Origin of the sequence: Parageobacillus toebii NBRC 107807 (assembly GCF_003688615.2) — a bacterium.
Classification (GTDB): Bacteria; Bacillota; Bacilli; order Bacillales; family Anoxybacillaceae; genus Parageobacillus_B; species Parageobacillus_B toebii.
The window spans coordinates 1,168,643-1,195,611 of record NZ_CP049703.1 but is presented as its reverse complement, the minus strand read 5'-3'; the positions used below and the strand labels follow the sequence as shown (position 1 = coordinate 1,195,611).

Here is a 26,969-nt window from a genome sequence, read left to right as displayed (position 1 = left end):
AAAAAAATTTATTTTTTACTCCGATATTGTTTGAAATTGTTGTTCGGCCAGTTCTCTGTAGAGCGGATGGGTTTGCAGCAATTCGTTATGTGTTCCGACCCCAGTGATGGTTCCATTTTCTAATACAACGATTTGGTCTGCATTGACAACGGTTGAGAGGCGATGAGCAATGACAAGTGTTGTTCTTCCTTCCATCAGCCGCTGCAAGGCCTTTTGAACAAGAACTTCCGATGAGCTGTCCAGGTTTGAGGTTGCTTCGTCAAGGAGAAGAATTTTCGGATTGCGTATAAGAGCGCGGGCAATGGCAATTCTCTGCCGCTGTCCACCTGATAATTTGATTCCCCGTTCCCCGACTTCCGTCAAATATCCGTTTGGAAGCCGTTCGATAAATTCCGCTGCATTTGCCAGTTTGGCTGCTCGCTCTATTTCTTCATCGGTAACGTCTCTATTTAGTCCATAACAAATATTGTCGCGTATCGTTCCTGACATCATTGGGCTTTCTTGGGAGACATAGCTGATTTGACTGCGCCAAGAATGTAAGTCAAAATCTTCAATATTTGTTTCCCCAAGTAATATTTCTCCTTCATCTGGTGTGTAAAATCTCTCTAACAAAGCAAACAATGTCGTTTTTCCACTGCCGCTCGGACCAACAATAGCTGTTGTTTTCCCTGAAGGAATAGTGAGCGTTACTTGTTTGAGGACAGGCTCTCCCTTTTTATAAGAAAAGGAAACATTTCGAAAATGTATATATTGCTCAGGATTTTGCACCACAGGCAAGCTGCCGCTTGGTTCTTTCTCTAAAGATAAAATGCGTTGGATTCGTTCTGTTGCCCCCATTGCTTTTTGAAATGAAGTGAAAAATACAGCCATCTGACTAAAAGGGACAACGATTTGAACCATGTAAATAATAATGGCGACAAGCGAGCCGGATGAAAGCGTGCCTGAGGCTACACGAACGCCGCCATAACCGATTAAAACGACTAAAACGAGCATCATCACAAATGTCATAAACGGGGAAATGACAGCTTGGATTCTCGCTTCTTTCAGCCCAAATTGAAACAAATGAAAAATCCCTAGTTCCCCGTTTTTTTGCTCCTCTTTCTCCGCGCAATAAGCTTTAACAAGACGAATATCGGATAACACTCTGCCAAGATTGGCTGAAAAACTGGCCATTTCATCTTGGGTAGCTTTTGAAATTTTGTACATTTTTTGCCCAAGCGGCCAGAGAATGAGGATTGAAACTGGAACGGCCGTCACCATCATAAGGGTCATTTTCCAGTCGATAATAAGGAGAATGCTAACAGCCCCTCCGACCGAGATCAATCCAGTCAGAAACGTAACTAAATGTTGGGTGATTAGCATTTTTACCGTGTTGGTATCTTGAGTAATTCGGCTCATCGTTTCTCCAGATTGGTGATTGTCGAAAAAAGAAATAGGCAATAATAAAACTTGATTCCAAACCTTTTTACGAATCGCCGCAACCACATATTCCCCAATATAGGTGAGGAAGTAATAAGAAAAGCCGGAAGTGATCGTTTGCAAAATAAATGAAGCCGCAAGTAAAATAATAATCGATGGTTCTACCGTAGATGCAGCGATCTGGTCAACAAGAGATTTCGTAAACCATGGGACAATGAGTCCAACCCCTGTCTCGATCAAACTAAGAGTAATAGCAGTGACAAAAACCCATTTTGGCGGATTCGTGCTCTTGATTAACTCCCAGAAAGATTGCCAATTGTCTATCGGCATATCACGATTCTTCTTCATTCCAATCTACTCCTTCTTTCGCTAAAAATATTTCTATAGCTTTTGCCACCCATTCCTCTTCTTCTTTGGAAAAAGGAGATGAAAACAGCATTGGCTCTTCTGCAAGTTCATCCCCTTTCCAATGAAATAGTGATAAATCTTCATCGAAAACTTCTTTTGCAACTTCTTTTGCGATAGAGAAAAGTTTTTCTATCAGCGATTGCACATCGTTATCGCTCGGATCTTTTCCATAGCACTCTTTTAGCTTTTCGAAAACTTCAAGCAGCTTCTTCCCATATTCCAACTGTTTTTCTTCGCTAATGTCAAACATTTTTTCCACTGTTTCATCTGGCATAAATTGTTTCAGCCATTCTTTATGTTTATTTTCCATTTGGATAGAGTTAATCAACAAGCAAAACATATTCGGATCAATCGTTTCTCGTTCTTCGATAAGATGCTGGGCATGTGTCACTGCCTTTATGACACGGTCAATATGTTCACGCTTTTGCAGCAAAAGCTTTTTTTGAAAAGCAAGCGATTCTTTTAAATCCCATTTTTCTTCTTGCATAAAATGTTTAATTTCCTCAAGGGAAAAACCTAAAAACTTCAGTGCCACAATCTTTTGCAATGCAATGATCTCATCTTCACTGTAAAATCGGCGTCCAGAACTCGATACACATGACGGCTTCAAAATCCCTATTTCATCATAATAGTGAAGAGTTCGTATTGTTTGGCCTGTTTTTTTCGCAAACTCACCGATTGGATACACCTTCTTCATATTTCTCCCCCCTTCTGACACTATCATAAAACTTCACGTAACGTTAGAATCAATAAAAAATGTTTAAATTCAAGGAACCGCGCCAGCACAAAAAACCCTCCCTGCCTGCGCAGAGAGGGTTTTTCATTAAAACATTTCCGATACTGTTTTTGCTTGCATATGAAGAATTAAGTAGTCAGGGCCGCCCGCTTTCGAGTCGGTGCCGGACATGTTGAAGCCGCCGAACGGTTGGTATCCAACGATGGCGCCTGTGCAGCCGCGGTTGAAGTAAAGGTTGCCGACATGGAATTCTTCGCGCGCTTTTTCAAGGTTGGCGCGATTGCGGGAGATGACGGCGCCAGTTAAGCCGTATTCGGTGTTGTTGGCAATTTCAAGCGCATGATCGAAATCTTTCGCTTTCGTAAACGCGACAACTGGACCAAAAATTTCTTCTTGCATGATGCGAGCATTTGGATCGACATCAGCAAATACGGTTGGTTGAATGAAGAAGCCTTTGGAATCGTCCCCTTCGCCGCCTGTCATGAGACGTCCTTCTTTTTTGCCGATTTCGATATATTCCATAATTTTGTTGTATGCCGATTGGTCGATGACTGGACCCATAAATGTGCTTTGTTCCGCTGGATCGCCGACTTTTAATTGCTTTGTCAACTCCACAACGCGATTTAATACTTGATCATACACATCTTCGACGATAATGGCGCGCGAGCAAGCCGAACATTTTTGGCCGGAGAAACCAAACGCAGATGCGACAATCGATTGTGCCGCTAATTCTAAATCCGCTTCTTTGTCGACAACAATACCATCTTTACCGCCCATTTCGGCGATAACGCGTTTGAGCCAAATTTGGCCTGGATGCACTTTCGCCGCACGCTCATAAATGCGGATGCCGACATCGCGGGAACCAGTGAAGCTAATAAAGCGAGTGCGCGGATGGTCTACTAAGTAATCGCCAACTTCCGCACCGCTTCCTGGAATGTAGTTTAATACTCCCGCAGGAAGCCCTGCTTCTTCCAATACTTCTGCGAATTTGTAAGCAACTACTGGGGTAGCGCTCGCTGGCTTGAGCAGTACCGTATTGCCGGTAACAAGCGATGCGACGGTCGTACCAGCCATAATCGCAAACGGGAAGTTCCACGGCGAAATGACAACGCCGACGCCAAGCGGAATATAGAAGAAACGGTTTGTTTCGCCCGGGCGGCTTTCTACTGGAATGCCGTCTTTTAATTTCAACATTTGGCGAGCGTAATATTCCATAAAGTCAATCGCTTCCGCCGTATCCGCATCCGCTTCTTTCCACGGTTTACCCGCTTCTTTTACCATCAATGCCGAAAATTCATGTTTGCGGCGGCGCACAATCGCAGCAGCGCGGAATAAAATATCTGCACGCGCCTCCGGTTTTGTTTTGCTCCACCATTTAAACGCTTCATCGGCAACTTTCATCGCTTTTTCCGCAAGTTCTTTATTCGCTTTCGACACACGGCCGATTACTTCTGTCTTATTCGCAGGGTTAATTGAAACGATTTTCTCGTCGGTTGTAACCCGTTCACCGCCAATAATTAAAGGATAGTCTTTGCCAAGTTCCGCCTCGACTTTTTTCAACGCCTCTTCAAACGCTTTTCGATTCGCTTCTACGGTAAAGTCTGTAAGTGGTTCATGCTTATAAGGTTGTACCATCAATGATTTTCCCCCTTTGGTCAGATTACGAAAAAAGCGTTTACAGCCTACATCTATCATTCTAACGGATAAAGAAACGTTATTCAATTTTTTGCAAAAGCAAAAAAATTATTGGTAAATATGAACAAAAGGTTGATCTGCCTTCGCTTGACGAATAATAATGCTTTCCGGTCCACCTACAGAAGAAATATAGACGTTTACATTAATATAATTCGGAAACTTTTCCATGACCAAGCCTGTAACATATTGGGTAAATCCTATCACTTCCGCTTTTCCGTAAAACGGCATCGAGATGTTAATCGTCAGCTGTTGCAGTTGATCATTACGGTATAGCGCTTTTCCGACAACTCCTGTGTAATTTGGGAAAAATTCCTCAATATCCGATTTAAAATTGTTAAACTTTAACCAGTCATCCCGATGGTTTTTTTGCGCTTCATCGGATGGAAATAAATAGTACTCTTCATGAATGGCTTTCCATTCGTCAATCGTATCGCTTCCTTCATCCACATGCGCAACAGCGAAAAAGTTGCCTGGAATAACCGAAGATTTTGGCGCTTGTTTGAACAGCGCGATCGTAATCGGAACCTCTTTCAACTCTTTGATATGGCGAAGGCGGGAAAGAACTTCCGCTGCGATTCGTTTTCCTTCCTTTTCAATAACATCATCTTTGATTTTTACCTCGCGCGGATAGCCTTGTTCCGTTTCGTAGTAATGAACGGAATTTAATGCTAATCCAATGGCTACTCCGCCTAATTTTACTTTATTGTCACTCGTTTTGACTAAATAATCATGCTCCAAAATGCTTGCTAAATAAATCGGGCTTTTTTTATTTTTTTCTTCATTCGTTCCGCTGTCGCTAATAGGTGGATTTAAGCCGATGTTTTCGGAAGGCTTCATCTTTTCTCTTTTCAGCTGACTAGGAGTCCGTTCTCTTTTCAGCCAACGTTTCACCGTTTTTTTATCTAAGTATTGCCCTTCTTGGAATAAATATTCTTCTGGAGAAAAGCGGTCTTGTGCTACACGCATAAGCCCTGTTTCAAATTCATCCACATCCAAACGGGTATTTAAATCTTCTACTACTTCTCCCCGTGCTCCTGAGACTTTAAACGGCAGCACAACACGGTAATAAGAATCGGAAATGTTGTATTTTGGAATCACTGCTTTTTGCTCCTTATTGTCTTTCTTCTGTACTACCTCTTCCTCATCAAATTTTGGAGCGCAGGAAGAAAGGAAAAGAAGAAGTGCAGTGAATATGATCATCCGTTTCTTCATTTTTCCACACCTACTTATTTTGTTCAATTTCTTGAAGAAATCTCGCTTCATCCCAAATCTCGATGTTAAGCTGCTGTGCTTTCGCAAGCTTCGAGCCTGCATCTGCTCCGGCAATGACTAAATCTGTATTTTTGCTCACACTGCCAGTGACTTTGCCGCCAAGCTGTTCAATTTTTTCTTTTGCCTCATTGCGCGACAATGATTCGAGTTTTCCTGTTAATACAACTGTTTTTCCTGCAAAATATGAATGAACATCGCCAGGTTTTGGCGTTTTCGGGCCCTTGTATTCCATGTTGACACCGTAAGCGCGCAGTTCGTTTAGAAGTTCTTTTACTTCCGGTTTCGCAAAATACGTGACAATCGAATCAGCCATTTTTTCACCAATCTCGTGAATTGCCATTAATTCTTCTTTTGTCGCTGTTTGCAGACGATCCATTGTTTCAAAATGTTCCGCTAACACTTTGGCGGCTTTTGCGCCGACATGGCGAATGCCGAGACCGAAGAGAAGACGTTCTAGCGAATTTTGTTTGGACGCTTCAATGGCATGGAGTAAATTGGCTGCCGATTTTTCCCCCATACGTTCTAAAGGGATGAGCTGCTCCTTCGTCAATCGATAAATATCCGCAACATCATGAATGAGTCCTTCACGGAATAGCTGGGAAATGACCTTTTCGCCAAGTCCCTCGATGTTCATCGCTTGACGTGATACGAAGTGAATTAATCCTTCGCGAATTTGCGCTGGACATTTCGGGTTAATACACCGGAGCGCCACTTCACCATCTAAACGAACTAGTTCACTTGCACATTCCGGGCAATGGGTCGGCATGACAAACGGCACTTCTTCTCCCGTCCGCCGGTCTGGCACGACATTCACTACTTCTGGAATAATATCCCCCGCTTTTTTGATGATGACCGAATCACCAATGCGGATATCTTTCTGGCGAATAAAATCCTCATTATGAAGGGTGGCGCGTTGTACCGTTGTACCTGCTACACGTACCGGCTCTAAAATCGCTGTCGGAGTAACGACTCCTGTGCGTCCGACGCTTAATTCGATGCCAATCAGTTTCGTTACCACTTCCTCAGCCGGGAATTTATAAGCAACGGCCCAACGTGGACTTTTCGCGGTCGCACCTAGTTGTTTTTGCTGCTCAAATGAATCCACCTTCACTACAATCCCATCGATTTCATAAGGTAGATGCGAGCGTTTTCCATGCCATTCATTCACAAATTGAATGACTTCATCGATATTAGCACAGCGGCGGCGTTCCGGGTTTGTTTTAAACCCAAGCTGCTGCAAATAATCGAGCGCCGCGCTATGAGAATCAATTCCTAATTCTTCCGCGTTGGCGAGACTGTATACAAATAAATCCAGGTGACGCGATGCGGCGATTTTCGGATCCAACTGACGCAAAGAACCTGCGGCGGCGTTGCGCGGATTGGCAAACAGCTCTTCCCCGCGATTGCGTCGCTGTTCGTTCAATCGCTCAAACGACGCTTTCGGCATGTAGGCTTCGCCGCGCGCTTCCAACGTCACGGGTTCGTTCAGACGAAGCGGCAAGGAACGAATCGTTTTTAAGTTCTCCGTAATATCTTCGCCGGTCACCCCGTCGCCGCGCGTCGCTCCTTGGACAAAATAGCCGTCTTCGTAGCGGACGGAAACAGCCAGCCCATCGATTTTCAGCTCGCACACATAGGCGACATCATCGCCGACTTCTTGACGCACACGGCGGTCAAAATCGCGCAAATCACCTTCGTTAAACGCGTTCGCAAGGCTTAGCATCGGCGTGCGATGTTCCACTTTTTGAAACGCATCTAACGCCTGCCCGCCCACGCGCTGCGACGGAGAGTCTTTCGTTTTTAAATCCGGATATTGTTCTTCTAATGCGATGAGCTCTTGCATCAGCCGATCATATTCCGCATCCGGTACAGACGGACGGTCCAGAACATAGTATTCATAATTGTATTTATTTAAAAGCTCTCGAAGCTCTTCGATTCGTTTCATCGCAGCTTGTCGGTCCATTTTCGGTTTCTCCTTTCTTACACCTTTGTAATCGGAGCAAATTTCGCAAGCAGCCGTTTAATACCAATCGGGCTTGGGAACGCGATGTCAAGCTCTTTATCATCTCCTTCTCCGCGAACGCTGACAACGGTGCCGATTCCCCATTTTTTATGTTCGACTTTATCTCCAACTTTCCAAGGGATCGCTTCTCCGCCAGTAGAAGAGGCGATTGCGATTTTACGGACAGTCGTTTGTTTTCCCGCCGCGGCCGATGTCCATGGCGTTCTTTTGTTTACCCGTTCCACTAGCTCTTCTGGAATTTCGCGAATAAAACGGGATACCGGATTTATATTTGTATATCCAAACAATGTCCGCATTTGCGCGCTCGTTAAAAACAGCTCTTCTTCCGCGCGGGTGATCCCGACGTAAGCGAGGCGACGTTCTTCTTCCATTTCGTCTTCATCGTCAAGTGAACGGCTATGAGGAAAAATACCTTCTTCCATCCCGATTAAAAAGACAACCGGAAATTCCAGCCCTTTTGCCGAATGGAGCGTCATTAACACTACCGCATCCTGATTTTCGCCGTTTGTTTCATTTAACTGATCAATGTCAGAAATTAATGCCAAGTCTGTTAAAAACGCAATTAATGACTTATCTTCGCTTACATTTTCAAAATGTTTCGTTACCGATAAAAACTCATCGATGTTTTCTAATCGGCTTTGCGCCTCCAACGTTTTTTTCCGCTTTCAGCATCTCTCGATAACCAGACTTGTCCAACACTTCTTCGACTAGTTCTGTGACAGAAACATATTCTTGCAGCTGCGCCCATTGTTCGAGCTGACGTCGAAATTCGATCAATGAAGCAGCGGTGCGGGCAGAAAGTCCGATATGTTCTAGTTCACCGAGCGCTTCAAATACCGATAATCCGTTTTCGGAAGCATAGCTTACGATTTTATCGATCGAGGAAACACCGATGCCGCGTTTCGGCACATTAATGATGCGCAGCAAACTAATATCATCATTCGGGTTTGCAATCACCCGCAAATATGCCAAAACATCTTTAATTTCTTTACGGTCATAGAACTTCAAACCGCCGACAATTTGGTAAGGAATGTTCGACTTCAAAAGCACTTCTTCCATGACCCGCGATTGAGCGTTCGTGCGATATAAAATGGCAAAATCAGAATATCGGCGTTTTCCGCTGTCCACATATTCTTTTATTTTACCAACAACAAATTGCGCTTCATCCGATTCGTTCATCGCTTCGTAATAGACGATTTTTTGTCCTTCCGGGTTTTCCGTCCATAGTTTTTTCGGCTTACGGTTCACGTTGTGTTCAATGACTTCGTTTGCCGCTTGCAAAATCCGCTTGGTGGAGCGATAGTTTTGCTCAAGCAAGATGACTTTCGCGTTCGGATAATCTTTTTCAAACGATAAAATGTTTTGAATATCGGCTCCGCGCCAGCGATAAATCGACTGATCCGCATCACCGACAACACATATGTTTTTAAAACGCGACGCAAGCATTTTGACAAGCACATATTGCGCCCGGTTTGTATCTTGATACTCGTCAATATGAATGTATTGAAATTTATATTGATAATGTTCCAACACTTCCGGCACACGCTCAAACAATTGAATGGTCGTCATAATTAAGTCGTCAAAATCGAGCGCATGGTTGCGCAAAAGCCGCTTCTGATATTCTTCGTATACGTCGCTGACGATTTTTTCATAGTAGCTGCTCACCTTTTTCGCGAACTTTTCAGGGGTGAGCAATTCATTTTTCGCATTGCTGATCGTGCCGAGTATCGCGCGTGGATCAAATTTTTTCGGATCGATGTTTTTTTCTTTTAAAATATTTTTTAAAACAGAGAGTTGGTCGGTCGTATCTAAAATGGAAAAATTGCGGTCAATGCCGATGCGATCAATATCGCGGCGCAAAATGCGGACACACATGGAGTGAAACGTGGAAATCCAAATTTCCTCGGCTGCTCCGCCAAGAAGTCCCTGCACGCGTTCCTTCATTTCACGCGCCGCCTTATTTGTAAATGTAATCGCTAAAATATTCCACGGTGCGACGCGTTTTTCCGCCATTAGATAAGCGATCCGATGCGTCAATACACGCGTTTTCCCGCTCCCCGCCCCCGCCATAATGAGAAGCGGCCCTTCCGTCGTCTTTACCGCTGCTTGTTGCTGTTCATTTAAGTTAGCGAGTAATTTTTCCGACAAAAAATTCATATTGATCACCACCAGAAAACATATGTTCTATTTTACACCACTTTTTTCATATCGACAAATTTACTGTTTCACTGCTTTTACGGTCGCAAGCGCCTTTTTTATATCTTCGTAAATGACATTGCCTACGACGATCGTGTCAGCATATTGTGCCATTTCTTTTGCCTGTTTTTCCGTTTCGATTCCGCCGCCGTAAAACAATTGCGTTTGTTTCAACACTTGTTTTACGCGCTGTACTAGCTCAGGATTTCCGTATGAACCGCTATATTCTAAATAAAAAATTGGCAGCCGATACATATGCTCCGCTATGCGCGCATACGCAACAACATCATCTTCTTGAAGTTCCGTATTCGCATCCGTAAGCATTGCTGCTTTGCAATTTTTATGTAAGATGCAATACCCTTCCATAAAAATTTCATCCCAGTTCATTATGTCGCCAAATTGTTTTACCGCTTTATGATGCAAATCGATAATCCATTTCTTTTCGCGGCTGTTTAATACCATTGGGACAAAATAAAAATCAAATCCCGGTGTCACTGACTCAAGATTTGATATTTCCAGGACACATGGAACGGAAAAACGGCGGATTCGCGCCAAAAGCTCCAGGACGTTTTCCAATGTGACATCGTCCGTTCCGCCGACAATGACTGCATCTGTTCCTGATTCACAAATGCGTTCAAGCTGTTCGTCACTAATTTCTTTGTTTGGATCTAACTTAAACACATGACGCCATTGGCGAATATCGTACATATAGAAAACCCTCCATTGATTTATCCATTTTTTCATTATAACAAATCGGCAAAAAGAAAAGGAGTTCCTTTTCTTTGGAAGGAATCTCCTTGCTTACTTCTGCTGTGCGTTATTTGCTTCTTCGGAATGTTGTTTCTCTTCTTCTTTAATGCGGTCTAACGCCATTGCATAAGCGTCGTTTCCATAGTTTAAACAACGTTTCACACGTGAAATCGTCGCGGTGCTCGCTCCTGTTTCCGTTTCGATTTTATGATACGTATATCCTTCGCGAAGCATACGCGCTACTTCTAGGCGCTGTGCTAGCGATTGAATTTCATTGACCGTGCATAAATCGTCAAAAAAGCGGTAGCACTCCTCTAAGTCACGCAGGGAAAGAATCGCTTTAAACAGCTGGTCCACTTCCCTGCCGCGTAATTTATCGATTTGCATAATATTTCCTCCCTTACCACTTTACTATGTTTAAATCCGGAACAACATTGATCCACGTTTTGCCTGGCATAAAGCCGACTGGTGCTCCATTTTCATATGGCAAAATGCGCCCGTTCACATTTTCCCATTCGATTTGTTTGACGATTCCGTTTTGAAATAAATATCCGCTTCCGCCAGAAACTAGATCAATACTGCGTCGCCCCGATGAATCGATAACATTATGCTTCGCCGCAATAACCAATACGTTTTGAATTTGGATAGGATCATGCGTATCATAATCAATGGTTTGTTCGCCCGCACTATAGCGGAAATAGCTTTTTTGATCCGGCACATATTTGTACTGCACTTGAGCATAGCCACGGTGAGAATACATAATGTCGATCTTGTCCGCCTGTTCTCCTTTCGGGGCATCGATGCGGAACGGAAGCGGATCAATATGATCTTGAAGCAAATATCCTTTCTCAGCCGCCCCCTTTTTGATATTGGCAAACGTGATATATGAATTATGCGGCGCTGTTCGAAAGGAAACACGCTTAAACAACGTTCCGTCGTAAAACAAGCCATTTAAATAATCGGTTGTCCCTGATTCCAGCATCGCTTTTGCCTCTGGACTCCAACCGTGGCAAACGTAAAGAGCATGATAACCATTGCTAAGCTCGATATAGTAGTCGCGCGCACTGCGCACAGGGCCTACTTTTTTCGGAAATTCGCTTTGATATAACGCTAAAAGCCGTGTAATATCCCCTTCAGCGAGCACCTCATAAACGATATCTGCCTTTTGCAGTCCTGACTGCGGCCGCGCTTTTGGATGATTGTTCACCATTACCGCAATAACGCGATGGTTCACCGCTCCTTCCGCTGGCAGCCCGGTTAGCGGAAACACTTCCTGTGTGGAAATGTCCGGTTGTTTTGGTGTTTCCACGGGCTCTGGATTCGGCCGAGGTGCTTTTACTTCATGCATACAACCGCCCATGAAAAGGCATAGTGCACTAAATAAAATAAGCCAACGTTTTCTCAACAGCCACACAACCTTTTTCTTTTCTATTTTAACGCATTATCGGCGGAAAGAGTACTGTTTTGTTCATTACATCATAAATTCCCCGTTGTGTAATACGCACATACGGCAAATGTGTCGATTGTAAAAAGAATAGCGAATAAATTGGATCCACAAAACGATATCCACGCTGTTTTAATAATTCAACGAACTTTTTCTCCTCATCGATCAACTCTTCTACGCTTTGTTTCGACATCATGCCATGGAGAGATAGCGGAATTTCATGAATGATTTCACCATTTTCCACCAACACAATTCCGCCGCCGATTTCACACATTCGTTGGAAAGCAAGAAACATATCCTGCTTGCTTTTTCCGATTAAAATAATATCCCCTGTAGTCGAATAAGAGCTAACAAGCCCGCGGACATTCGTAGCAAACCCTTTCAATATTGTATTGACACGCCATTTCCCATGGCGATCCATCAGTGCTAAAAAGCTTTCATCATGATCGGTGGACAGTTCGTCACGAGAAGTATCGATCGAAATAGAATATGGCTTCATAATCACCGTGTTTTCCATATACATTCCTATTGGCATCGAAAATTGTAAATCATCCATTGTTAAATGCCAGGATAAGCGAAGCGGCTCCATTCCATAGTCGCTCCACGAGATCGATGGCCATGTAATCGAGTCTTCTCCTTCTCGCTTTACCCATTGTCCTTTTGCAATCACTTGCACAGGGGTTGGGTCTTCTTTCGCACGCAAAAAGTTAATGTTTGCTATTCTTCCTGTCGCAATGCTGCCGTGAAGGTGCTCTATTCCGTAATGGCGAGCGACGTTCACCGTAGCCATATTGTATGCGTCAATAACAGGAACATCATGCTCCAACGCAATGCGAATCAAGCGGTCCATGACCCCTTCTTCGTAAAACGATGGAGGCGATCCGTCTGTCGTGAGAATGAACTTATCATACTGATGAATGCCAAGTTCCTTTATTTCTTGTAAAAGCGTCGGTAAATCCGGACGAATGGACGAATGGCGTAATGACACGGTATATCCGTGCAAAAGCCGCATATATACTTCTTTGCCTGTCATCGCTTCATGATCGCTATCAGCACCAAGAAGCATCATTTTTGTAAGCGTTTTCTCAGAAGCGCCAGGAAAATGCCCTTCAATTTTTCGTCTTAGCCGCTTTGCTTCTTGAATCCAATGAAGTATCAGATCATCCCCAGCAAGAAGCTTCGGCCAGCCTGTTAGCTCGCCACCTTGCAATACCGTTTCCTGTTCCAGCCACCGCTTTACTCTGGCGTTGGATAACTGTTCTTCTTCTTTCTCCAGCTCCGTCTGTCCATCCAATCGACACCACCAGTACATCGACGACGGAAGCGCATTCATTTTCTTTAAAAAAGAAAAGGCTTGATCATCTGATAAGTGCAACAAAAAGAATAAATTATCGTTAATCAATGTTGTCGTTCCATATTTCGATGCATAGTGCGCAAACGAATGGGGATTATATAATTGAAATGGATGTGCATGTGGTTCAATATAACCAGGAACTAATATATAACCGCCGCAATCGATGATTTCACATTGATCATCGACCCGATCGGGAAACCGTTCCCCGACATACACAATTCGATCATTGTATATCCAAATATTTCCTTTCAACCATTCACGAAAATACGAATGTAAATAAGTCGCGTTCGTTAACACTTTTGTCGGTGACTTTTTTCCATCAATAATCGCAACATGTTCACGCAATTCGTAACTTTTCCAACGATAACGTTGTTCGCTCATCTATATCTCGTCCCCTTTTTTCCTAATCATGCCATGTAATCATTTTACCGCATTAAAGTCACTTTCACAATGAAAAAGGAGGGAAAAATGGAGATGGCTAATATCGGTATCGTCAATGCGCTCATTCGTATTACTTTTGGTTTGACCATGCTTGCATGGGCAACGGCAAAAATGACAAGACGGCCTTGGTGCGCTTCTTATCTCATTGTTGCGCTGCTTGCCGCAATGAAAGTAGGAGAAGGGATTACACGTTTTTGTCCAATGACCGCTTTATTTGAAAATAATCGCCGTGAGCAATCGATACGTATAAAAGATGAAACGATGTTCAATCCTACTTAAAAAAGAGACTGGCGCTTGATGACGCCAGTCTTTCCGAAGGAGTGTTCGAAATGTTACTCGAATATATAACAGATATGTCATTTGTACTTGCATCCCTCATCGGCGGTATTATTGCTCTTACATTTGTGTACGTGCGGAAAAAGCGCGTTCGATAGCTTTATTTCCAATGTCGCGGCGATAAAACAGCTGATCGCATGTAATATACGAAATTCGCTCATATACCGTTTGTTGTGCTTGCTTTAGCGTCTCCCCTTTCGCCGCAACAAGCAACACGCGTCCTCCGTTTGTGCATAACGCGCCGTTTTCCATCATCGTTCCCGCGTGGAACAACAGTGCGCTTTCTCCTAACTGTTCCCATCCTTTAATAACTGCTCCGCGCTCGTATTTTCCTGGATAACCTTTCGCTGCTAAGACAACGCCAATCACTGCTTCTTCTGACCATGTAAGCTCTATTTCACGGTCCGCAAGCAAGTCCAAAATCACTTGAATCAAGTCGTTTTGTAAACGCGGCAAAACGACTTGCGCTTCCGGGTCGCCAAAGCGCGCGTTAAACTCGATGACTTTTGGTCCTTGTTTTGTTGCCATTAATCCAGCGTACAGCACGCCGGTAAACGGTCTGCCTTCCGCGGCCATCGCTTTCGCCATCGGCTTGATAATTTGCGAAAGCGCCGCATCGATCGTTTGTGCTGAAATTTGCGGTACAGGAGAGTATGCCCCCATTCCGCCTGTATTTGGTCCTTGATCATTGTCATATGCCCGCTTATGATCTTGGGCAATGACCATCGGATAAACGCGCTCTCCATGGACAAACGCCATGAACGAAAATTCTTCGCCCTCCAAATATTCTTCAATTACTACTTGCTTGCTCGCTTCGCCGAATCGTTTTTCGACCATCATCGCGCTTAGTGCTTCCATTGCTTCCGGCAGCGTCGCAGCAACGATAACCCCTTTTCCTGCCGCTAATCCGTCCGCTTTAATGACAATCGGCGCTCCTTTTTTCTCGACATACGCTTTTGCTTCTTCATACGAAGTGAAAGTTGCATGTTCCGCCGTTGGAATGCCGTACTTTTTCATCATCTCTTTCGCGAACGCCTTGCTTCCTTCGATCAATGCCGCTTCTTTGCGTGGCCCGAAAATGCGCAGCCCTTCCTCCACAAAACGGTCGACAATACCGGCAAGCAACGGGGCTTCCGGACCGACGATCGTAAGATCGATACCCTCTTGTTTTGCAAACTGAACAAGCGCTTCGACATCCTGCTCATCAATCGAAACGAGCTCGGCGACTTGAGCGATCCCCGGATTGCCTGGGGCGGCATATAACCTACTTACAAGCGGGCTTTGCGCGGCTTTCCAGGCAATCGCATGCTCCCTGCCGCCGCGTCCGATAATAAGCACTTTCATGTTATTCCCTCCAACTTAATGTTTAAAATGGCGGATTCCTGTAAAGACCATGGCAATTCCGTATTCATCTGCTTTTTTGATCGAATCGGCGTCGCGAATCGAGCCGCCTGGCTGGATGATTGCTGTGATTCCTGCTTTCGCTGCCGCCTCCACCGTATCATCCATTGGGAAAAACGCGTCAGAGGCAAGCACGGCTCCTTTTGCTTTTTCCCCTGCTTGTTCAATCGCAATTTTCGCCGCGCCGACGCGATTCATTTGACCGGCACCAACGCCGATGGTCATTCCGTCTTTTGCAAGCACGATCGCGTTCGATTTCACATGTTTCACCACTTTCCATGCAAACCGCAACGCTTCCCATTCTTGTTCCGTCGGCTCGCGTTTCGTTACAACTTTAATCTCCGCATCATCGAGCGTATGCGTATCCGTTTCTTGAACAAGCAATCCGCCTTGTACGGAAACAAGCAGCTTCTCTTTCGTGTTTGGCGCCGTGAAATCAACGGTAAGAAGGCGAATGTTTTTCTTTTGTGTTAAAATATCGAGCGCTTCTTTGCTAAACGATGGGGCAATCACGATTTCTAAAAAGATTTCATGCATTTTTTCGGCAGTTTCTTTATCGACCTCGCGGTTTAGGGCGATAATGCCGCCAAAAATCGAGGTTGGATCCGCTTCGTACGCTTTGGTGAACGCTTCATAAATCGTTGCGCCAACACCGACACCGCACGGATTCATATGCTTCACCGCCACCGCGGCTGGTTCGGTAAATTCTTTGACGATTTGCAATGCCGCATTCGCATCGTTAATGTTGTTATATGACAATTCTTTTCCATGCAGCTGCATTGCTTGGGCAATCGAGAAAGATGCGCCTAACGGTTTTTTGTAAAACGCCGCAGTTTGGTGAGGGTTTTCCCCATAACGCAACGCTTGTTTTTTCTCGAAAGTGATCGTCAATGATTCCGGATACTCTTCTCCAGTTTTATTCGTTAAGTACTCCGCAATCATCGCATCGTACGCAGCTGTATGGCGAAATACTTTTGCCGCAAGCTTTAATTTCGTTTCTGCCGAGACATCTCCGTGTTCTTTTAGTTCTTGCACTACCGTATCATAGTCGGCCGGGTCAACGACAACCGTCACATATTGATGGTTTTTCGCCGCCGCCCGCAGCATCGTCGGGCCGCCAATATCAATGTTTTCGATCGCTTCGGCAAACGTCACGTCGCTTTTGGCGATCGTTTGTTGAAACGGGTACAAATTGACGACAACAAGGTCAATTGGGGTAATGTGATGCTCGCGAAGCTCGCTTTGATGGCGCTCATTGTCGCGAATCGCAAGAAGTCCCCCATGGATCATCGGATGCAATGTTTTGACGCGCCCATCTAAAATTTCCGGAAATCCGGTAACATCAGAAATGCCTATGACAGGAACTCCCGCTTCTTCTAACGTTTTTTTCGTTCCGCCTGTTGAAATAATTTCCACACCGAGTTCCACTAACTGTTTCGCCAATGATACGATTCCTTCTTTGTTCGATACACTTAATAATGCCCGTTTTACTGCCATTATTCTCGATCCTTTCTATCATGTTCGAGTAATGTTTTTAATACAGCTGGATATAGCTCATGTTCCACTTCATGAATGCGCTCCTCTAGCTGTGCTAGCGATTCTCCTTCGTGAATGGCAATCGCGCGTTGCGCAATGATTGGTCCTGTATCCATTCCTTCATCAACATAATGGATCGTCACACCAGTTATTTTCACTCCTGCGCGGTACGCCTGCCCAATCGCATCTTTTCCCGGGAACGCCGGCAACAGCGAGGGATGAATATTGACGATTTTCCCTTCATATGCATCAAGCAATGTTGGACCAATGAGCCGCATATAACCGGCAAGAGCGATAAATTCGATCTCGTGTTTTCGCAACTCAGCTAAAATCGCTTGTTCAAATTCGGCTTTTGAGTCGTAATCTTTCGGAGAAAAAACGAACGTAGGGATTCGCTCCCGCTCCGCCCGTTCGATCACTTTCGCTCCCGGCTTGTCGCATACTAATAACGCTACTCTTGCTGGCACGATCCCTTTTTTCACCGCGTCGACAATCGCTTGAAAATTCGTTCCGCTGCCGGAAGCAAATATGGCGATATTTTTCATGACATCGCCCCTCCGGCAAACGAAACGCCTTCTCCTTGTTTCACGCGGCCGATTAAATACGCTTTCTCACCAAGTTCTTCTAAGCGTGTGATCACTGGATGAATCATTTCACTATCTACCGCCAGCACCATGCCAATACCCATATTAAAAATCGAAAACATATCACGGCGAAGAAGGTTTCCTTTTTCTTGCAGGAGGTCAAAAACCGGCGGAATCGGCCACGAACCGTAATCAATTTCCGCACCTAATCCTTTCGGAAGCATACGTGGAATGTTTTCGATAAAACCGCCGCCAGTAATATGCGCCATTCCTTTGATTTCAAATTGTTTCATCACGTTAAGCAACGGTTTTACATAAATGCGCGTCGGTTTTAATAGTTCTTCTCCTAATGGAACACTAAGCGGTTCATAGACGCGATCAAGCGCAAGTTTCGCCTGCTCGAAAACGATGCGGCGAACGAGCGAATAGCCGTTGCTATGAATGCCGTTTGATGCAAGTCCGATGAGAGCATCTCCCGCTTGAATGGCACTGCCGGTAACAAGCTTCGACTTTTCGGCAATACCGACCGCAAAGCCGGCAACATCATATTCATTTTCGTCATACATTCCCGGCATTTCCGCCGTTTCTCCCCCAATAAGAGCACAGCCGGCCTCGACGCAGCCGTCCGCGATTCCTTTGACAATTTGCGCGATTTTTTCCGGTATTGCTTTGCCGCACGCGATATAGTCAAGGAAAAAGAGCGGCTCTGCTCCTTGCACAACGATATCGTTGACACACATTGCCACACAATCGATTCCAATCGTATCATGGCAGTCCATCATAAACGCGATTTTTAGTTTTGTCCCCACTCCGTCCGTCCCGGAAATAAGCACCGGTTCGCGATAGCCGAGTGAAGATAAATCGAACATCCCGCCAAAACCGCCTAATCCGCTGAGCACTTCAGGGCGCATTGTTTTTTGCACATGCTGCTTCATCAAGGAGACCGCCTTATACCCTGCTTCAATATCCACACCCGCTTGTTTATATGCTTCTGCCACGTCGAGTCCCCCTTTTTTACTTTGTTGCCATAAACAGCGACCGCGCTTTATGAATATCTGTCGGATAGTTTCCGGTAAAACATGCCATACATTGCCCACGTAATGGTAGATGAGGAGAGCGCCCAATCGCTTCTAACAGCCCTTCCTGACTTAAAAACGCCAAGGAATCTGCTCCGATGATTTGGCGGATTTCTTCTACCGTATGCTTAGACGCAATCAATTCTTCTTTTGTGGATGTATCAATCCCGTAAAAACAAGGATGAGTGATCGGCGGCGAGCTGATGCGGACATGCACTTCCGTCGCTCCTGCTTCGCGAAGCATCGCAACAATGCGTTTGCTTGTCGTGCCGCGCACGATCGAATCATCGACCATGACGACGCGTTTTCCCGCGACAACGCCGCGTACCGGGGAAAGTTTCATTTTTACTCCTTGTTCGCGAAGTGACTGGGACGGCTGAATAAATGTACGTCCGACATATCGGTTTTTAATGAGCCCAAGCTCATACGGAATACCCGTGGCTTCCGCGTAACCAATCGCAACGGAAATGCTTGAATCAGGCACGCCGGTGACAATGTCCGCTTCCACCGGAGCTTCAAGCGCCAGGCGTTTCCCCAGATTTTTTCTTGCTGTATGAATGTTGATGCCATCGACATTGCTGTCTGGACGAGCAAAATAAATGTATTCCATGCTGCAAATCGAACGTGATTGCGCTTGTGCAAATCGTTCAGAACGCATTCCTTCCGCACTGATGATGATTAGCTCTCCCGGTTCCACTTCCCGCTCATACGTCGCGCCAACGACATCAAACGCGCACGTTTCGGAAGCGATAACATATGCATTGCCAAGCCGCCCGATGGAAAGCGGGCGGAACCCATGCGGGTCGAGCGCCACGTACAACGCTGTTTCCGTCAATAGCAGGAAAGCGAACGCTCCTTCAACATACGTGAGCGCTTCTTTAATTTGCTCTTTGAATGTCGGCGCATGGCTGCGGCGAATGAGATGAGCAAACACTTCCGTATCCGATGTTGTTTGGAAAATGCTCCCTTGCTCCTCCAGCTGAAGCTTTAAGTCCATCGCGTTGACGAGATTGCCGTTATGTGCAAGCGCAATGCTTCCGGTTTGCGAACGGAACAGAAGCGGCTGAACGTTTTCATAGCCGCCTCCTCCCGCGGTTGAATAACGAACATGACCGATGGCGGCCAATCCTTTTAGTGCTTGAAGCTCTCCGTTGCTGAACACTTCGGTAACAAGCCCTAATCCTTTATGTCCTTGCAACATTCCTTGATGGGCGACAACAATTCCCGCTCCTTCTTGTCCGCGATGCTGAAGACTATGCAAACCGTAATATGTTATTTGCGCCGCATTTTCGTGTCCCCAAATGCCGAAAACACCACACTCTTCGTTCAATCCTTTGATTTCAGCAAGCATGGAATAGCTCCTTTCCAAACGCTTCTCATTTGCTCGACTGAAAGCTGGATGACAACTTCTCCGCTCGCTCGTTCAACAAGAAGCGTGCCATCGTTTGTTACTTCGCCAATAAGCTTCGCTTCCACAAGCTTTTCAAACTTTTCTTGATTTTCTTTTTTCACGGAAACGATGAAACGAGATTGTGTTTCACTAAATAATTGAGACGTTATATCCCCGTCCACTGTTACTTTCGCGCCAAGGCCGTTTGTGCTCATCACGCATTCCGCCAGAGCGACCGCAAAACCGCCTTCTGCGATATCGTGCGCGGATGCGACGACTCCTGCTTGAATCGCCGTCAGCAATTCTTGCTGCCGTTTTGCTTCCGTTGCTAAATCAATTTCCGGTGCTTTTCCAAAAATGCGGCCTTCTAGCAATTTTTGCAGCTCGCTTCCGCCGAACTCCTGCTTCGCTTCCCCAATCACATAAATGAGATCGCCTGCTTGTTGAAACGTTTGTGTAGTAATATGACGAATGTCCTCCACGAGTCCAACCATGCCGATAACAGGTGTCGGATAAATGGCTTCTCCATTTGTTTCGTTATATAAAGAAACGTTTCCACTAATGACTGGAGTTCCTAACACTCGGCAAACTTCGCTCATTCCGTCAACGGCTTTTTCTAGCTGCCAAAAAATTTCTGGTTTCTCTGGATTGCCGAAATTTAAGCAGTCTGTAATCGCCAGCGGTTTCGCTCCTGAACAGACAATGTTTCGCGCCGCTTCCGCCACGGCGATTTTTCCGCCCGTTTCTGGATCTAAATAAATGTAGCGCGAGTTGCAATCGGTCGTCATCGCCAGCGCCTTGTTCGTGCCGCGGATGCGCAAGACCGCAGCGTCCGATCCTGGGGCAACGACCGTATTTGTCCGCACCATGTAATCGTATTGTTGATACACCCATTCTTTGCTTGCAATCGTTGGCTGGGCTAATAACGAAAGCAACGTTTCTTCATAGTTGGAAACAGCCGGAACATACGGTTCCATCGCTTGAAATTCGCGATAATATGCTGGTTCTTTCGATGGTTTATGGTATACTGGCGCATCTTTGGCTAAGGCGTCGACCGGGATTTCGGCGACGACTTCCCCACGAAAATAAAGGCGGAGCATTTTGTCATCGGTCACTTGGCCAATCGCTTTCGCTTCGAGCCCATATTTTGCAAACAACTCATAAATTTCTTGCTCGCGTCCTTGTTTGACGACAAGCAGCATCCGTTCTTGCGATTCGGACAGCATCATTTCATACGGAGTCATGCCTGCCTCGCGCTGTGGAACAAGATCTAAGTTCATCTCGATGCCAAAACCGCCTTTGCTCGCCATTTCCGCCGAAGAACTCGTCAAGCCCGCCGCTCCCATATCTTGAATGCCAACAAGCGCATCGGATTTTACTACTTCCAAGCACGCTTCAAGCAATAATTTTTCCATAAATGGATCACCGACTTGAACAGCCGGTCGTTTCGCTTCTGATTGCTCGGTCAATTCCTCGGAAGCGAACGTCGCTCCATGAATACCGTCGCGTCCTGTTTTTGCTCCGACGTACATGACCGTATTCCCTACACCCGATGCGATTCCACGCTGGATGTCTTCATGACGGATGATGCCGACACACATGGCGTTAACGAGCGGATTTCCTTCATAAGCCGCATCAAATTGCACTTCGCCGCCAACGGTTGGAATGCCGACGCAATTGCCGTACCCAGCGATTCCCGCAACGACATGCTCAAATAAATATTTTACGCGCGGAGAAGTCAATTCCCCGAACCGAAGCGAGTTTAACAAAGCGATAGGGCGCGCTCCCATCGAAAATACATCACGGATGATCCCGCCGACACCAGTCGCCGCTCCTTGATACGGTTCAATGGCGGACGGATGATTATGGCTTTCGATTTTAAACGCCACCGCCAGCCCATCGCCGATGTCAACGATGCCCGCTCCTTCCCCTGGACCTTGAAGCACATGTTTTCCTTCCGTTGGAAACTTTTTTAGTACAGGTTTAGAATTTTTATAGCTGCAATGTTCTGACCACATGACCGAGAAAATTCCCGTTTCTGTATAGTTTGGCAGACGTCCAAGAATTTTCTCGATCATCGCGAACTCTTCATCCGTTAATCCCATTTCCCGATACAGTTTTTCTTCTTTAATCATTGTTGGGGTTGGCTCAAGCAGTAACGACATGTGTTTCCCTCCAATATTTCACGATCGATTGAAACAATTTTAATCCGTCAGCGCTGCCAAGAAGCGAATCAACAGCTCGCTCCGGATGCGGCATCATTCCAAGTACGTTCCCTTTTTCATTGACAATTCCAGCGATGTCGTCCAAGCTTCCATTTGGGTTTTCCCCATGATAGCGAAAGACGATTTGCCGATTTTCGATCAGCCGCTTCAGTGTTTGCTCATCACAGTAATAATTGCCTTCACCGTGGGCGATTGGAATCGTAATCACTTCCCCTTGTTTGTAAGCGGACGTAAACATCGTTTCGTTATTTTCGACTCTTAATGAAACCGGACGGCAAATAAATTTCAAACTGTTATTGCGGCGCATCGCTCCTGGAAGCAGTCCTGCTTCTAGCAAAATTTGAAACCCGTTGCATACGCCTAGCACCGGCTTTCCTTCATCTGCCGCTTTTTTCACTGCTTTCATGACATTGGAAAAGCGGGCGATCGCTCCGGAGCGAAGATAATCTCCATAGGAAAATCCTCCTGGAAGCAAAATGGCGTCAAATCGATCAAGGTTTTCCGCATCATGCCATACATATTCCACTTCTTCTCCTAATTCATCGGCAATCGCATGATACATATCGACGTCACAGTTGGAACCTGGAAACACAATGACCGCGAATTTCACTGTACGACTACCTCCTCAATTTCATAGCGGTAGTCTTCAATCACTGTATTCGCTAGGAGCTTTTCGCACATTTCACGAACAAGGACATCAATATCGCGCTCGCTTTTTTCGATGACAAGCTCCATAAATTTTCCGATTCGTACATCCTGCACTTCCTTATAAGACAAGCTATGGAGCGCTCCCTTCACCGCCGTTCCTTGCGGGTCTAGCACACTTTCTCGTAACGTAACATATACTTTTACTTTGTACATGCTGATTCTCCCCCTAATCGTTGTAAAATCGTTTCATAGGCATCCGTTAAGCTTCCTAAATCACGGCGAAATACGTCTTTATCAAGCTTTTCGTTCGTTTCCATATCCCACAAACGGCAAGTGTCTGGGGAAATTTCATCGGCAAGCAAAATCGCTCCTTCTGCATCAACGCCAAACTCTAATTTAAAATCAATTAATCTCACACGGCAGTCTGCGAAATGTTTCGTTAATACGTCATTCACTTTTAAAGCTAGTTCCTTCAAAACAGCAATTTGTTCTGAGGTAGCCAGCTTTAAAATCGCGATGTGATCTTCTAATAAGAGAGGATCACCGAGGTCATCGTTTTTGTAATAAAATTCAATGAGAGGCTTTTCCAAGCGGGTTCCTTCTGGGATGCCAAGCCGTTTTGCTAGACTCCCAGCAACAACATTGCGGACAACCACTTCTAGAGGAATAATCGTCACTTTCTTGACAAGCTGCTCCGTAGCAGATAATTTTTGAATAAAATGATTTGGAATTCCTGCTTCACAAAGCTTTGAAAATAATACACTTGTAATTTCGTTATTAAGACGCCCTTTCCCCGCAATCGTCGCTTTCTTTTCCCCGTTAAACGCAGTGGCGCTATCTTTATACTCGACCCATAATACGTTCGCATCATCTGTCGTATACACTTTTTTCGCTTTTCCTTCATATAGCAATGCCAGCTTTTTGACCATCAAAAAGGCCCCCTAATCCAGAATATTGGGAATTTTTTTAGTTGTACATCGGCAAGGGATTCCTTGCCGATATATCATTACGACAATCCTAACCGTTCAAAAATCGTATCCACATGCTTTAAGTGATAGTGATAATCAAAACAGTCATCGATTTGTTCTTTCGTTAAGCGGCTTGTAATCCGCTCATCCGCTTCAATGAGCGAACGGAACGGCACTTGTTTTTCCCATGCCTCCATCGCTTTTGGCTGCACTAAGTCGTACGCTTCTTCGCGCGTCATGCCGGCATCAATTAACGAGAGCAATACGCGCTGCGAATAAATAAGCCCTAATGTGCGATCCATATTTTTCTTCATGTTTTCCGGATAGACTTTCAAGTTTTTCACGATGTTCGTAAAGCGATTTAGCATATAGTTCAACGCGATCGTCGCATCCGGCAAAATGATGCGCTCAGCAGAAGAATGGGAAATATCACGCTCATGCCAAAGAGGCACGTTTTCATAGGCCGTTAACATATAACCGCGAAGAACGCGCGACATTCCTGTCATATTTTCCGAACCGATCGGATTGCGTTTGTGCGGCATCGCCGAAGAACCTTTTTGACCTTTGGCGAAAAACTCTTCCACTTCGCGTACTTCGCTTTTTTGCAAACCACGAATTTCAACAGCGAATTTTTCAATCGACGTCGCAATGAGCGCCAACGTTGCCATATAGTACGCATGGCGGTCGCGCTGCAACGTTTGTGTGGAAATCAACGCTGGTTTTAACCCGAGTTTTTCACATACGTATTGTTCAACAAACGGATCAATATTTGCATACGTTCCAACCGCACCGGAAATTTTCCCGACGCGCACCGTTTCCGCCGCTTGTTTAAAACGTTCTAAATTACGTTGCATCTCCGCATACCAAAGCGCCATTTTAAGACCGAATGTTGTCGGTTCGGCGTGAACGCCGTGCGTGCGCCCCATCATCACCGTATATTTATGTTCCTGCGCTTTTTCTTTCAATACTTGAATAAAGTTTTCTAAATCTCTCAACAAAATCTCGTTCGCCTGCTTTAACAAATACGATAACGCTGTGTCAACGACATCGGTAGACGTTAAACCGTAATGCACCCATTTTCGCTCTTCGCCTAGCGTTTCCGAAACCGCGCGCGTAAAAGCAACCACATCATGGCGCGTTTCTTCCTCAATTTCTTTGATACGCTGAATATCAAACGATGCATTTTTGCGGATAAGCTCGACGTCTTCTTTTGGAATTACCCCAAGCTCCGCCCATGCCTCACAAGCTAAAATTTCAACTTCAAGCCATGCTTTGAAACGGTTTTCTTCCGTCCAAATCGCTCCCATTTCCGGTCTTGTGTAACGTTCAATCATACGTGTTCCAGCCTCCGATCATTCCAAATTTGCCATGAATCAATCATTTTAAGTGCTACATTGACATCTTCCGCGAGCACCGTTACGTGCCCCATTTTTCTTTTCGGTTTTGCTTCTTTTTTGCCGTAAAGATGAAGGTGAACGTGGCTTAGTTTTTCGATATTCTGAAGGATTGGTTCCATATGCTCACCTAAAATGTTCACCATCACGGCTGGTTTTAGCAGCTCTGTGCTTCCTAACGGCCAGTTGCAGATGGCACGGACATGCTGCTCAAATTGAGATGTCACACAAGCATTAATTGTATAATGACCTGAGTTGTGCGGTCTAGGGGCAAGCTCATTAATATAAATATCCCCTTCTTTTGTTAAAAACATTTCAACCGCTAACGTTCCGACGAGCCCAAAATAGCCAGCGAGCGTTTCCGCATAACGAACCGCTTTTTGCGCTATGTGCCCGGAAATTCGTGCTGGAACAATCGTTTCGTGCAAAATATTATCGACATGAATATTTTCCGCGACCGGAAATACGGCCATCTCCCCAAGTCCATTTCTTGTTACGATAACGGAAATTTCTTTATCAAACGAAAGCCAGCGTTCTAATACACAAGGGCCAACCGCTAATAAGGATAGCGCTTCCTTGACATCTTCTTTGTTGCGGATGACGAATTGTCCTTTGCCGTCATAGCCGCCGCGGCGTGTTTTGAGTACACAAGGAAGACCGACCGTTTCAATGGCCGAAACCAGCTCCTCTTTGGATTGCACTTCGACGTACGGTGCAACAGGAAGTCCCGCATCTGTAATCGCCTTTTTCTCCATCGCACGGTCTTGCGTAATGGCAAGCAGCTTGCTTCCTTGCGGCACATACGCGTGTTCCACGAGCCAATTTAAAGCATTCGCATCAATATTTTCAAATTCGTACGTAATGACATCACTCACCGCAGCAAGCTTTCGAATTGCTTCAAGATCGTTATATTCTGCCGTAATCTCGATATCCGCCACTTGGCCACATGGAGAATCTGGGGTTGGATCAAGAACGGCAACGCGAAATCCCATTTCTCTCGCAGCGATTGCCATCATCCGCCCAAGTTGTCCACCGCCAATAATTCCAATCGTTTGTCCAGGAATGATTTGTCGATTACACAAGTTGATCACTGCTTTCCATTACTTGTTTTCTTATCGTTTCCCTGCGTTTTTTTAGCGCCTCCATGTACTGCGGGTAATGAATGCCTAACATCGAGGCTGCTAAAAGCCCCGCGTTCGTAGCTCCCGCTTTGCCGATGGCGACCGTCGCCACTGGTACACCTCCCGGCATTTGTACAATGGACAAAAGCGAGTCTAATCCGTTTAACGCTTTTGACTGCACTGGCACACCAATCACCGGCAGCGTCGTTTTAGCGGCAACCATCCCTGGTAAATGCGCCGCTCCCCCTGCTCCGGCAATAATGACTTTAATTCCTCTTTCTTCCGCCGTCTCCGCATACTCAAACATGTAATCTGGCGTTCGATGGGCGGAAACTACTTTTTTTTCAAACGGAATTTGTAATTCTTCTAATATATCGCAAGCATATTTCATTGTCTCCCAATCCGATTGACTTCCCATAATCACACCAACAAGCGGCTGCATGTGGCATTCACCTCTTTGATTCTCTTCATATAAAAAACCAGAACGAACGTTCCCCCTATTGATAAGGGAAAGCATCGTTCTGGGCATACCTCGGCTATAAGGTGACGAAA

General features: G+C 45.4%; 23 protein-coding genes and 1 pseudogene. 2 read left to right on the top strand and 22 right to left on the bottom strand.

Features of this window, described 5'->3' with window-relative positions:
* Positions 1-15 precede the first annotated feature (15 nt).
* From DER53_RS06195 to DER53_RS06150, 10 genes and pseudogenes are all read right to left on the bottom strand, one after another.
* Positions 16-1,767, bottom strand: coding sequence for an ABC transporter ATP-binding protein (locus tag DER53_RS06195; protein ID WP_062755924.1), 1,752 nt, complete (start codon positions 1,765-1,767; stop codon positions 16-18).
* Positions 1,751-2,524, bottom strand: a complete 774-nt coding sequence (locus tag DER53_RS06190) for a MerR family transcriptional regulator (RefSeq protein ID WP_062755925.1) — start codon at positions 2,522-2,524, stop codon at positions 1,751-1,753. Before DER53_RS06190 ends, DER53_RS06195 begins: the two co-directional genes overlap by 17 nt.
* 126 nt (positions 2,525-2,650) lie before the next feature.
* Positions 2,651-4,198: an L-glutamate gamma-semialdehyde dehydrogenase gene (gene pruA, locus DER53_RS06185; RefSeq protein WP_062755927.1), complete on the bottom strand. Its 1,548-nt coding sequence runs from the start codon at positions 4,196-4,198 to the stop codon at positions 2,651-2,653.
* A gap of 108 nt (positions 4,199-4,306) precedes the next feature.
* Positions 4,307-5,470 carry a CamS family sex pheromone protein gene (locus tag DER53_RS06180; RefSeq protein WP_012749018.1) on the bottom strand — a complete coding sequence of 388 codons (1,164 nt, stop codon included), beginning with the start codon at positions 5,468-5,470 and terminating at the stop codon, positions 4,307-4,309.
* Positions 5,471-5,480: 10 nt separating this feature from the next.
* Positions 5,481-7,493 (bottom strand): NAD-dependent DNA ligase LigA, encoded by a 2,013-nt coding sequence (ligA, locus tag DER53_RS06175; protein ID WP_062755928.1) that lies wholly within the window; start codon positions 7,491-7,493, stop codon positions 5,481-5,483.
* Between the two features lie 17 nt (positions 7,494-7,510).
* A pseudogene (gene pcrA / locus DER53_RS06170) lies at positions 7,511-9,710 on the bottom strand (DNA helicase PcrA).
* Between the two features lie 60 nt (positions 9,711-9,770).
* Positions 9,771-10,457 (bottom strand): heptaprenylglyceryl phosphate synthase, encoded by a 687-nt coding sequence (pcrB, locus tag DER53_RS06165; protein ID WP_062678395.1) that lies wholly within the window; start codon positions 10,455-10,457, stop codon positions 9,771-9,773.
* 93 nt (positions 10,458-10,550) lie between these two features.
* Entirely contained in the window at positions 10,551-10,886 is a 336-nt protein-coding gene (locus DER53_RS06160; protein WP_062755932.1) for a YerC/YecD family TrpR-related protein, read from the bottom strand.
* Positions 10,887-10,899: 13 nt separating this feature from the next.
* Positions 10,900-11,859 carry a DUF3048 domain-containing protein gene (locus tag DER53_RS06155; protein WP_062755951.1) on the bottom strand — a complete coding sequence of 320 codons (960 nt, stop codon included), beginning with the start codon at positions 11,857-11,859 and terminating at the stop codon, positions 10,900-10,902.
* 73 nt (positions 11,860-11,932) lie between these two features.
* Positions 11,933-13,678, bottom strand: coding sequence for an adenine deaminase C-terminal domain-containing protein (locus DER53_RS06150; RefSeq protein ID WP_062755934.1), 1,746 nt, complete (start codon positions 13,676-13,678; stop codon positions 11,933-11,935).
* A gap of 93 nt (positions 13,679-13,771) precedes the next feature.
* Here DER53_RS06150 and DER53_RS06145 point away from each other — a divergent pair, with 93 nt between their 5' ends.
* Positions 13,772-14,017, top strand: coding sequence for a YgaP family membrane protein (locus tag DER53_RS06145; RefSeq protein WP_041269786.1), 246 nt, complete (start codon positions 13,772-13,774; stop codon positions 14,015-14,017).
* Positions 14,018-14,067: 50 nt separating this feature from the next.
* Positions 14,068-14,172, top strand: a complete 105-nt coding sequence (locus tag DER53_RS17655; RefSeq protein ID WP_328267490.1) for an EYxxD motif small membrane protein — start codon at positions 14,068-14,070, stop codon at positions 14,170-14,172.
* Here DER53_RS17655 and purD read toward each other — a convergent pair.
* From purD to purE, 12 genes are all read right to left on the bottom strand, one after another.
* Positions 14,135-15,418, bottom strand: coding sequence for a phosphoribosylamine--glycine ligase (gene purD, locus DER53_RS06140; protein WP_062755936.1), 1,284 nt, complete (start codon positions 15,416-15,418; stop codon positions 14,135-14,137). The two genes, DER53_RS17655 and purD, sit on opposite strands and share 38 nt — an antisense overlap.
* Positions 15,419-15,433: 15 nt before the next feature.
* Positions 15,434-16,972, bottom strand: a complete 1,539-nt coding sequence (gene purH, locus DER53_RS06135; RefSeq protein WP_062755937.1) for a bifunctional phosphoribosylaminoimidazolecarboxamide formyltransferase/IMP cyclohydrolase — start codon at positions 16,970-16,972, stop codon at positions 15,434-15,436.
* Entirely contained in the window at positions 16,972-17,556 is a 585-nt protein-coding gene (gene purN / locus DER53_RS06130; protein ID WP_012749008.1) for a phosphoribosylglycinamide formyltransferase, read from the bottom strand. The genes purH and purN overlap by 1 nt, the downstream gene beginning before the upstream one ends.
* Positions 17,553-18,593, bottom strand: coding sequence for a phosphoribosylformylglycinamidine cyclo-ligase (gene purM / locus DER53_RS06125; RefSeq protein ID WP_062755942.1), 1,041 nt, complete (start codon positions 18,591-18,593; stop codon positions 17,553-17,555). Before purM ends, purN begins: the two co-directional genes overlap by 4 nt.
* Positions 18,594-18,609: 16 nt before the next feature.
* Entirely contained in the window at positions 18,610-20,022 is a 1,413-nt protein-coding gene (gene purF, locus DER53_RS06120; RefSeq protein WP_062755944.1) for an amidophosphoribosyltransferase, read from the bottom strand.
* The gene (purL, locus tag DER53_RS06115; RefSeq protein ID WP_062755946.1) at positions 19,998-22,226 is read right to left on the bottom strand and encodes a phosphoribosylformylglycinamidine synthase subunit PurL; all 2,229 of its coding nucleotides are present in this window, start codon (positions 22,224-22,226) and stop codon (positions 19,998-20,000) included. Before purL ends, purF begins: the two co-directional genes overlap by 25 nt.
* Positions 22,210-22,896, bottom strand: a complete 687-nt coding sequence (gene purQ / locus DER53_RS06110) for a phosphoribosylformylglycinamidine synthase subunit PurQ (RefSeq protein ID WP_012749004.1) — start codon at positions 22,894-22,896, stop codon at positions 22,210-22,212. Before purQ ends, purL begins: the two co-directional genes overlap by 17 nt.
* Complete coding sequence (gene purS / locus DER53_RS06105) at positions 22,893-23,147, bottom strand: phosphoribosylformylglycinamidine synthase subunit PurS (RefSeq protein ID WP_012749003.1); 255 nt, start codon at positions 23,145-23,147, stop codon at positions 22,893-22,895. The genes purQ and purS overlap by 4 nt, the downstream gene beginning before the upstream one ends.
* Positions 23,135-23,863 carry a phosphoribosylaminoimidazolesuccinocarboxamide synthase gene (gene purC, locus DER53_RS06100; RefSeq protein ID WP_012749002.1) on the bottom strand — a complete coding sequence of 243 codons (729 nt, stop codon included), beginning with the start codon at positions 23,861-23,863 and terminating at the stop codon, positions 23,135-23,137. Before purC ends, purS begins: the two co-directional genes overlap by 13 nt.
* A 77-nt stretch (positions 23,864-23,940) precedes the next feature.
* Entirely contained in the window at positions 23,941-25,236 is a 1,296-nt protein-coding gene (gene purB, locus DER53_RS06095; RefSeq protein ID WP_062678387.1) for an adenylosuccinate lyase, read from the bottom strand.
* Complete coding sequence (gene purK, locus DER53_RS06090; RefSeq protein WP_062755948.1) at positions 25,233-26,387, bottom strand: 5-(carboxyamino)imidazole ribonucleotide synthase; 1,155 nt, start codon at positions 26,385-26,387, stop codon at positions 25,233-25,235. Before purK ends, purB begins: the two co-directional genes overlap by 4 nt.
* Positions 26,371-26,859 (bottom strand): 5-(carboxyamino)imidazole ribonucleotide mutase, encoded by a 489-nt coding sequence (purE, locus tag DER53_RS06085; protein WP_012748999.1) that lies wholly within the window; start codon positions 26,857-26,859, stop codon positions 26,371-26,373. The genes purK and purE overlap by 17 nt, the downstream gene beginning before the upstream one ends.
* Positions 26,860-26,969 lie beyond the last annotated feature (110 nt).

What these genes read in the sequence shown, in the direction of transcription:
- purF (WP_062755944.1), bottom strand. Translation starts at nt 20,022, where the DNA reads ATGCTTGCTGAAATCAAAGGATTGAACGAAGAGTGTGGTGTTTTCGGC.
- DER53_RS06180 (WP_012749018.1), bottom strand. Translation starts at nt 5,470, where the DNA reads ATGAAGAAACGGATGATCATATTCACTGCACTTCTTCTTTTCCTTTCT.
- purD (WP_062755936.1), bottom strand. Translation starts at nt 15,418, where the DNA reads ATGAAAGTGCTTATTATCGGACGCGGCGGCAGGGAGCATGCGATTGCC.
- DER53_RS17655 (WP_328267490.1), top strand. Translation starts at nt 14,068, where the DNA reads ATGTTACTCGAATATATAACAGATATGTCATTTGTACTTGCATCCCTC.
- purC (WP_012749002.1), bottom strand. Translation starts at nt 23,863, where the DNA reads ATGGTCAAAAAGCTGGCATTGCTATATGAAGGAAAAGCGAAAAAAGTG.
- DER53_RS06150 (WP_062755934.1), bottom strand. Translation starts at nt 13,678, where the DNA reads ATGAGCGAACAACGTTATCGTTGGAAAAGTTACGAATTGCGTGAACAT.
- purS (WP_012749003.1), bottom strand. Translation starts at nt 23,147, where the DNA reads ATGTACAAAGTAAAAGTATATGTTACGTTACGAGAAAGTGTGCTAGAC.
- purH (WP_062755937.1), bottom strand. Translation starts at nt 16,972, where the DNA reads ATGGCAGTAAAACGGGCATTATTAAGTGTATCGAACAAAGAAGGAATC.
- ligA (WP_062755928.1), bottom strand. Translation starts at nt 7,493, where the DNA reads ATGGACCGACAAGCTGCGATGAAACGAATCGAAGAGCTTCGAGAGCTT.
- pcrB (WP_062678395.1), bottom strand. Translation starts at nt 10,457, where the DNA reads ATGTACGATATTCGCCAATGGCGTCATGTGTTTAAGTTAGATCCAAAC.
- DER53_RS06190 (WP_062755925.1), bottom strand. Translation starts at nt 2,524, where the DNA reads ATGAAGAAGGTGTATCCAATCGGTGAGTTTGCGAAAAAAACAGGCCAA.
- DER53_RS06195 (WP_062755924.1), bottom strand. Translation starts at nt 1,767, where the DNA reads ATGAAGAAGAATCGTGATATGCCGATAGACAATTGGCAATCTTTCTGG.
- purE (WP_012748999.1), bottom strand. Translation starts at nt 26,859, where the DNA reads ATGCAGCCGCTTGTTGGTGTGATTATGGGAAGTCAATCGGATTGGGAG.
- purN (WP_012749008.1), bottom strand. Translation starts at nt 17,556, where the DNA reads ATGAAAAATATCGCCATATTTGCTTCCGGCAGCGGAACGAATTTTCAA.
- DER53_RS06155 (WP_062755951.1), bottom strand. Translation starts at nt 11,859, where the DNA reads ATGGGCGGTTGTATGCATGAAGTAAAAGCACCTCGGCCGAATCCAGAG.
- DER53_RS06160 (WP_062755932.1), bottom strand. Translation starts at nt 10,886, where the DNA reads ATGCAAATCGATAAATTACGCGGCAGGGAAGTGGACCAGCTGTTTAAA.
- DER53_RS06145 (WP_041269786.1), top strand. Translation starts at nt 13,772, where the DNA reads ATGGCTAATATCGGTATCGTCAATGCGCTCATTCGTATTACTTTTGGT.
- pruA (WP_062755927.1), bottom strand. Translation starts at nt 4,198, where the DNA reads ATGGTACAACCTTATAAGCATGAACCACTTACAGACTTTACCGTAGAA.
- purL (WP_062755946.1), bottom strand. Translation starts at nt 22,226, where the DNA reads ATGTCGTTACTGCTTGAGCCAACCCCAACAATGATTAAAGAAGAAAAA.
- purB (WP_062678387.1), bottom strand. Translation starts at nt 25,236, where the DNA reads ATGATTGAACGTTACACAAGACCGGAAATGGGAGCGATTTGGACGGAA.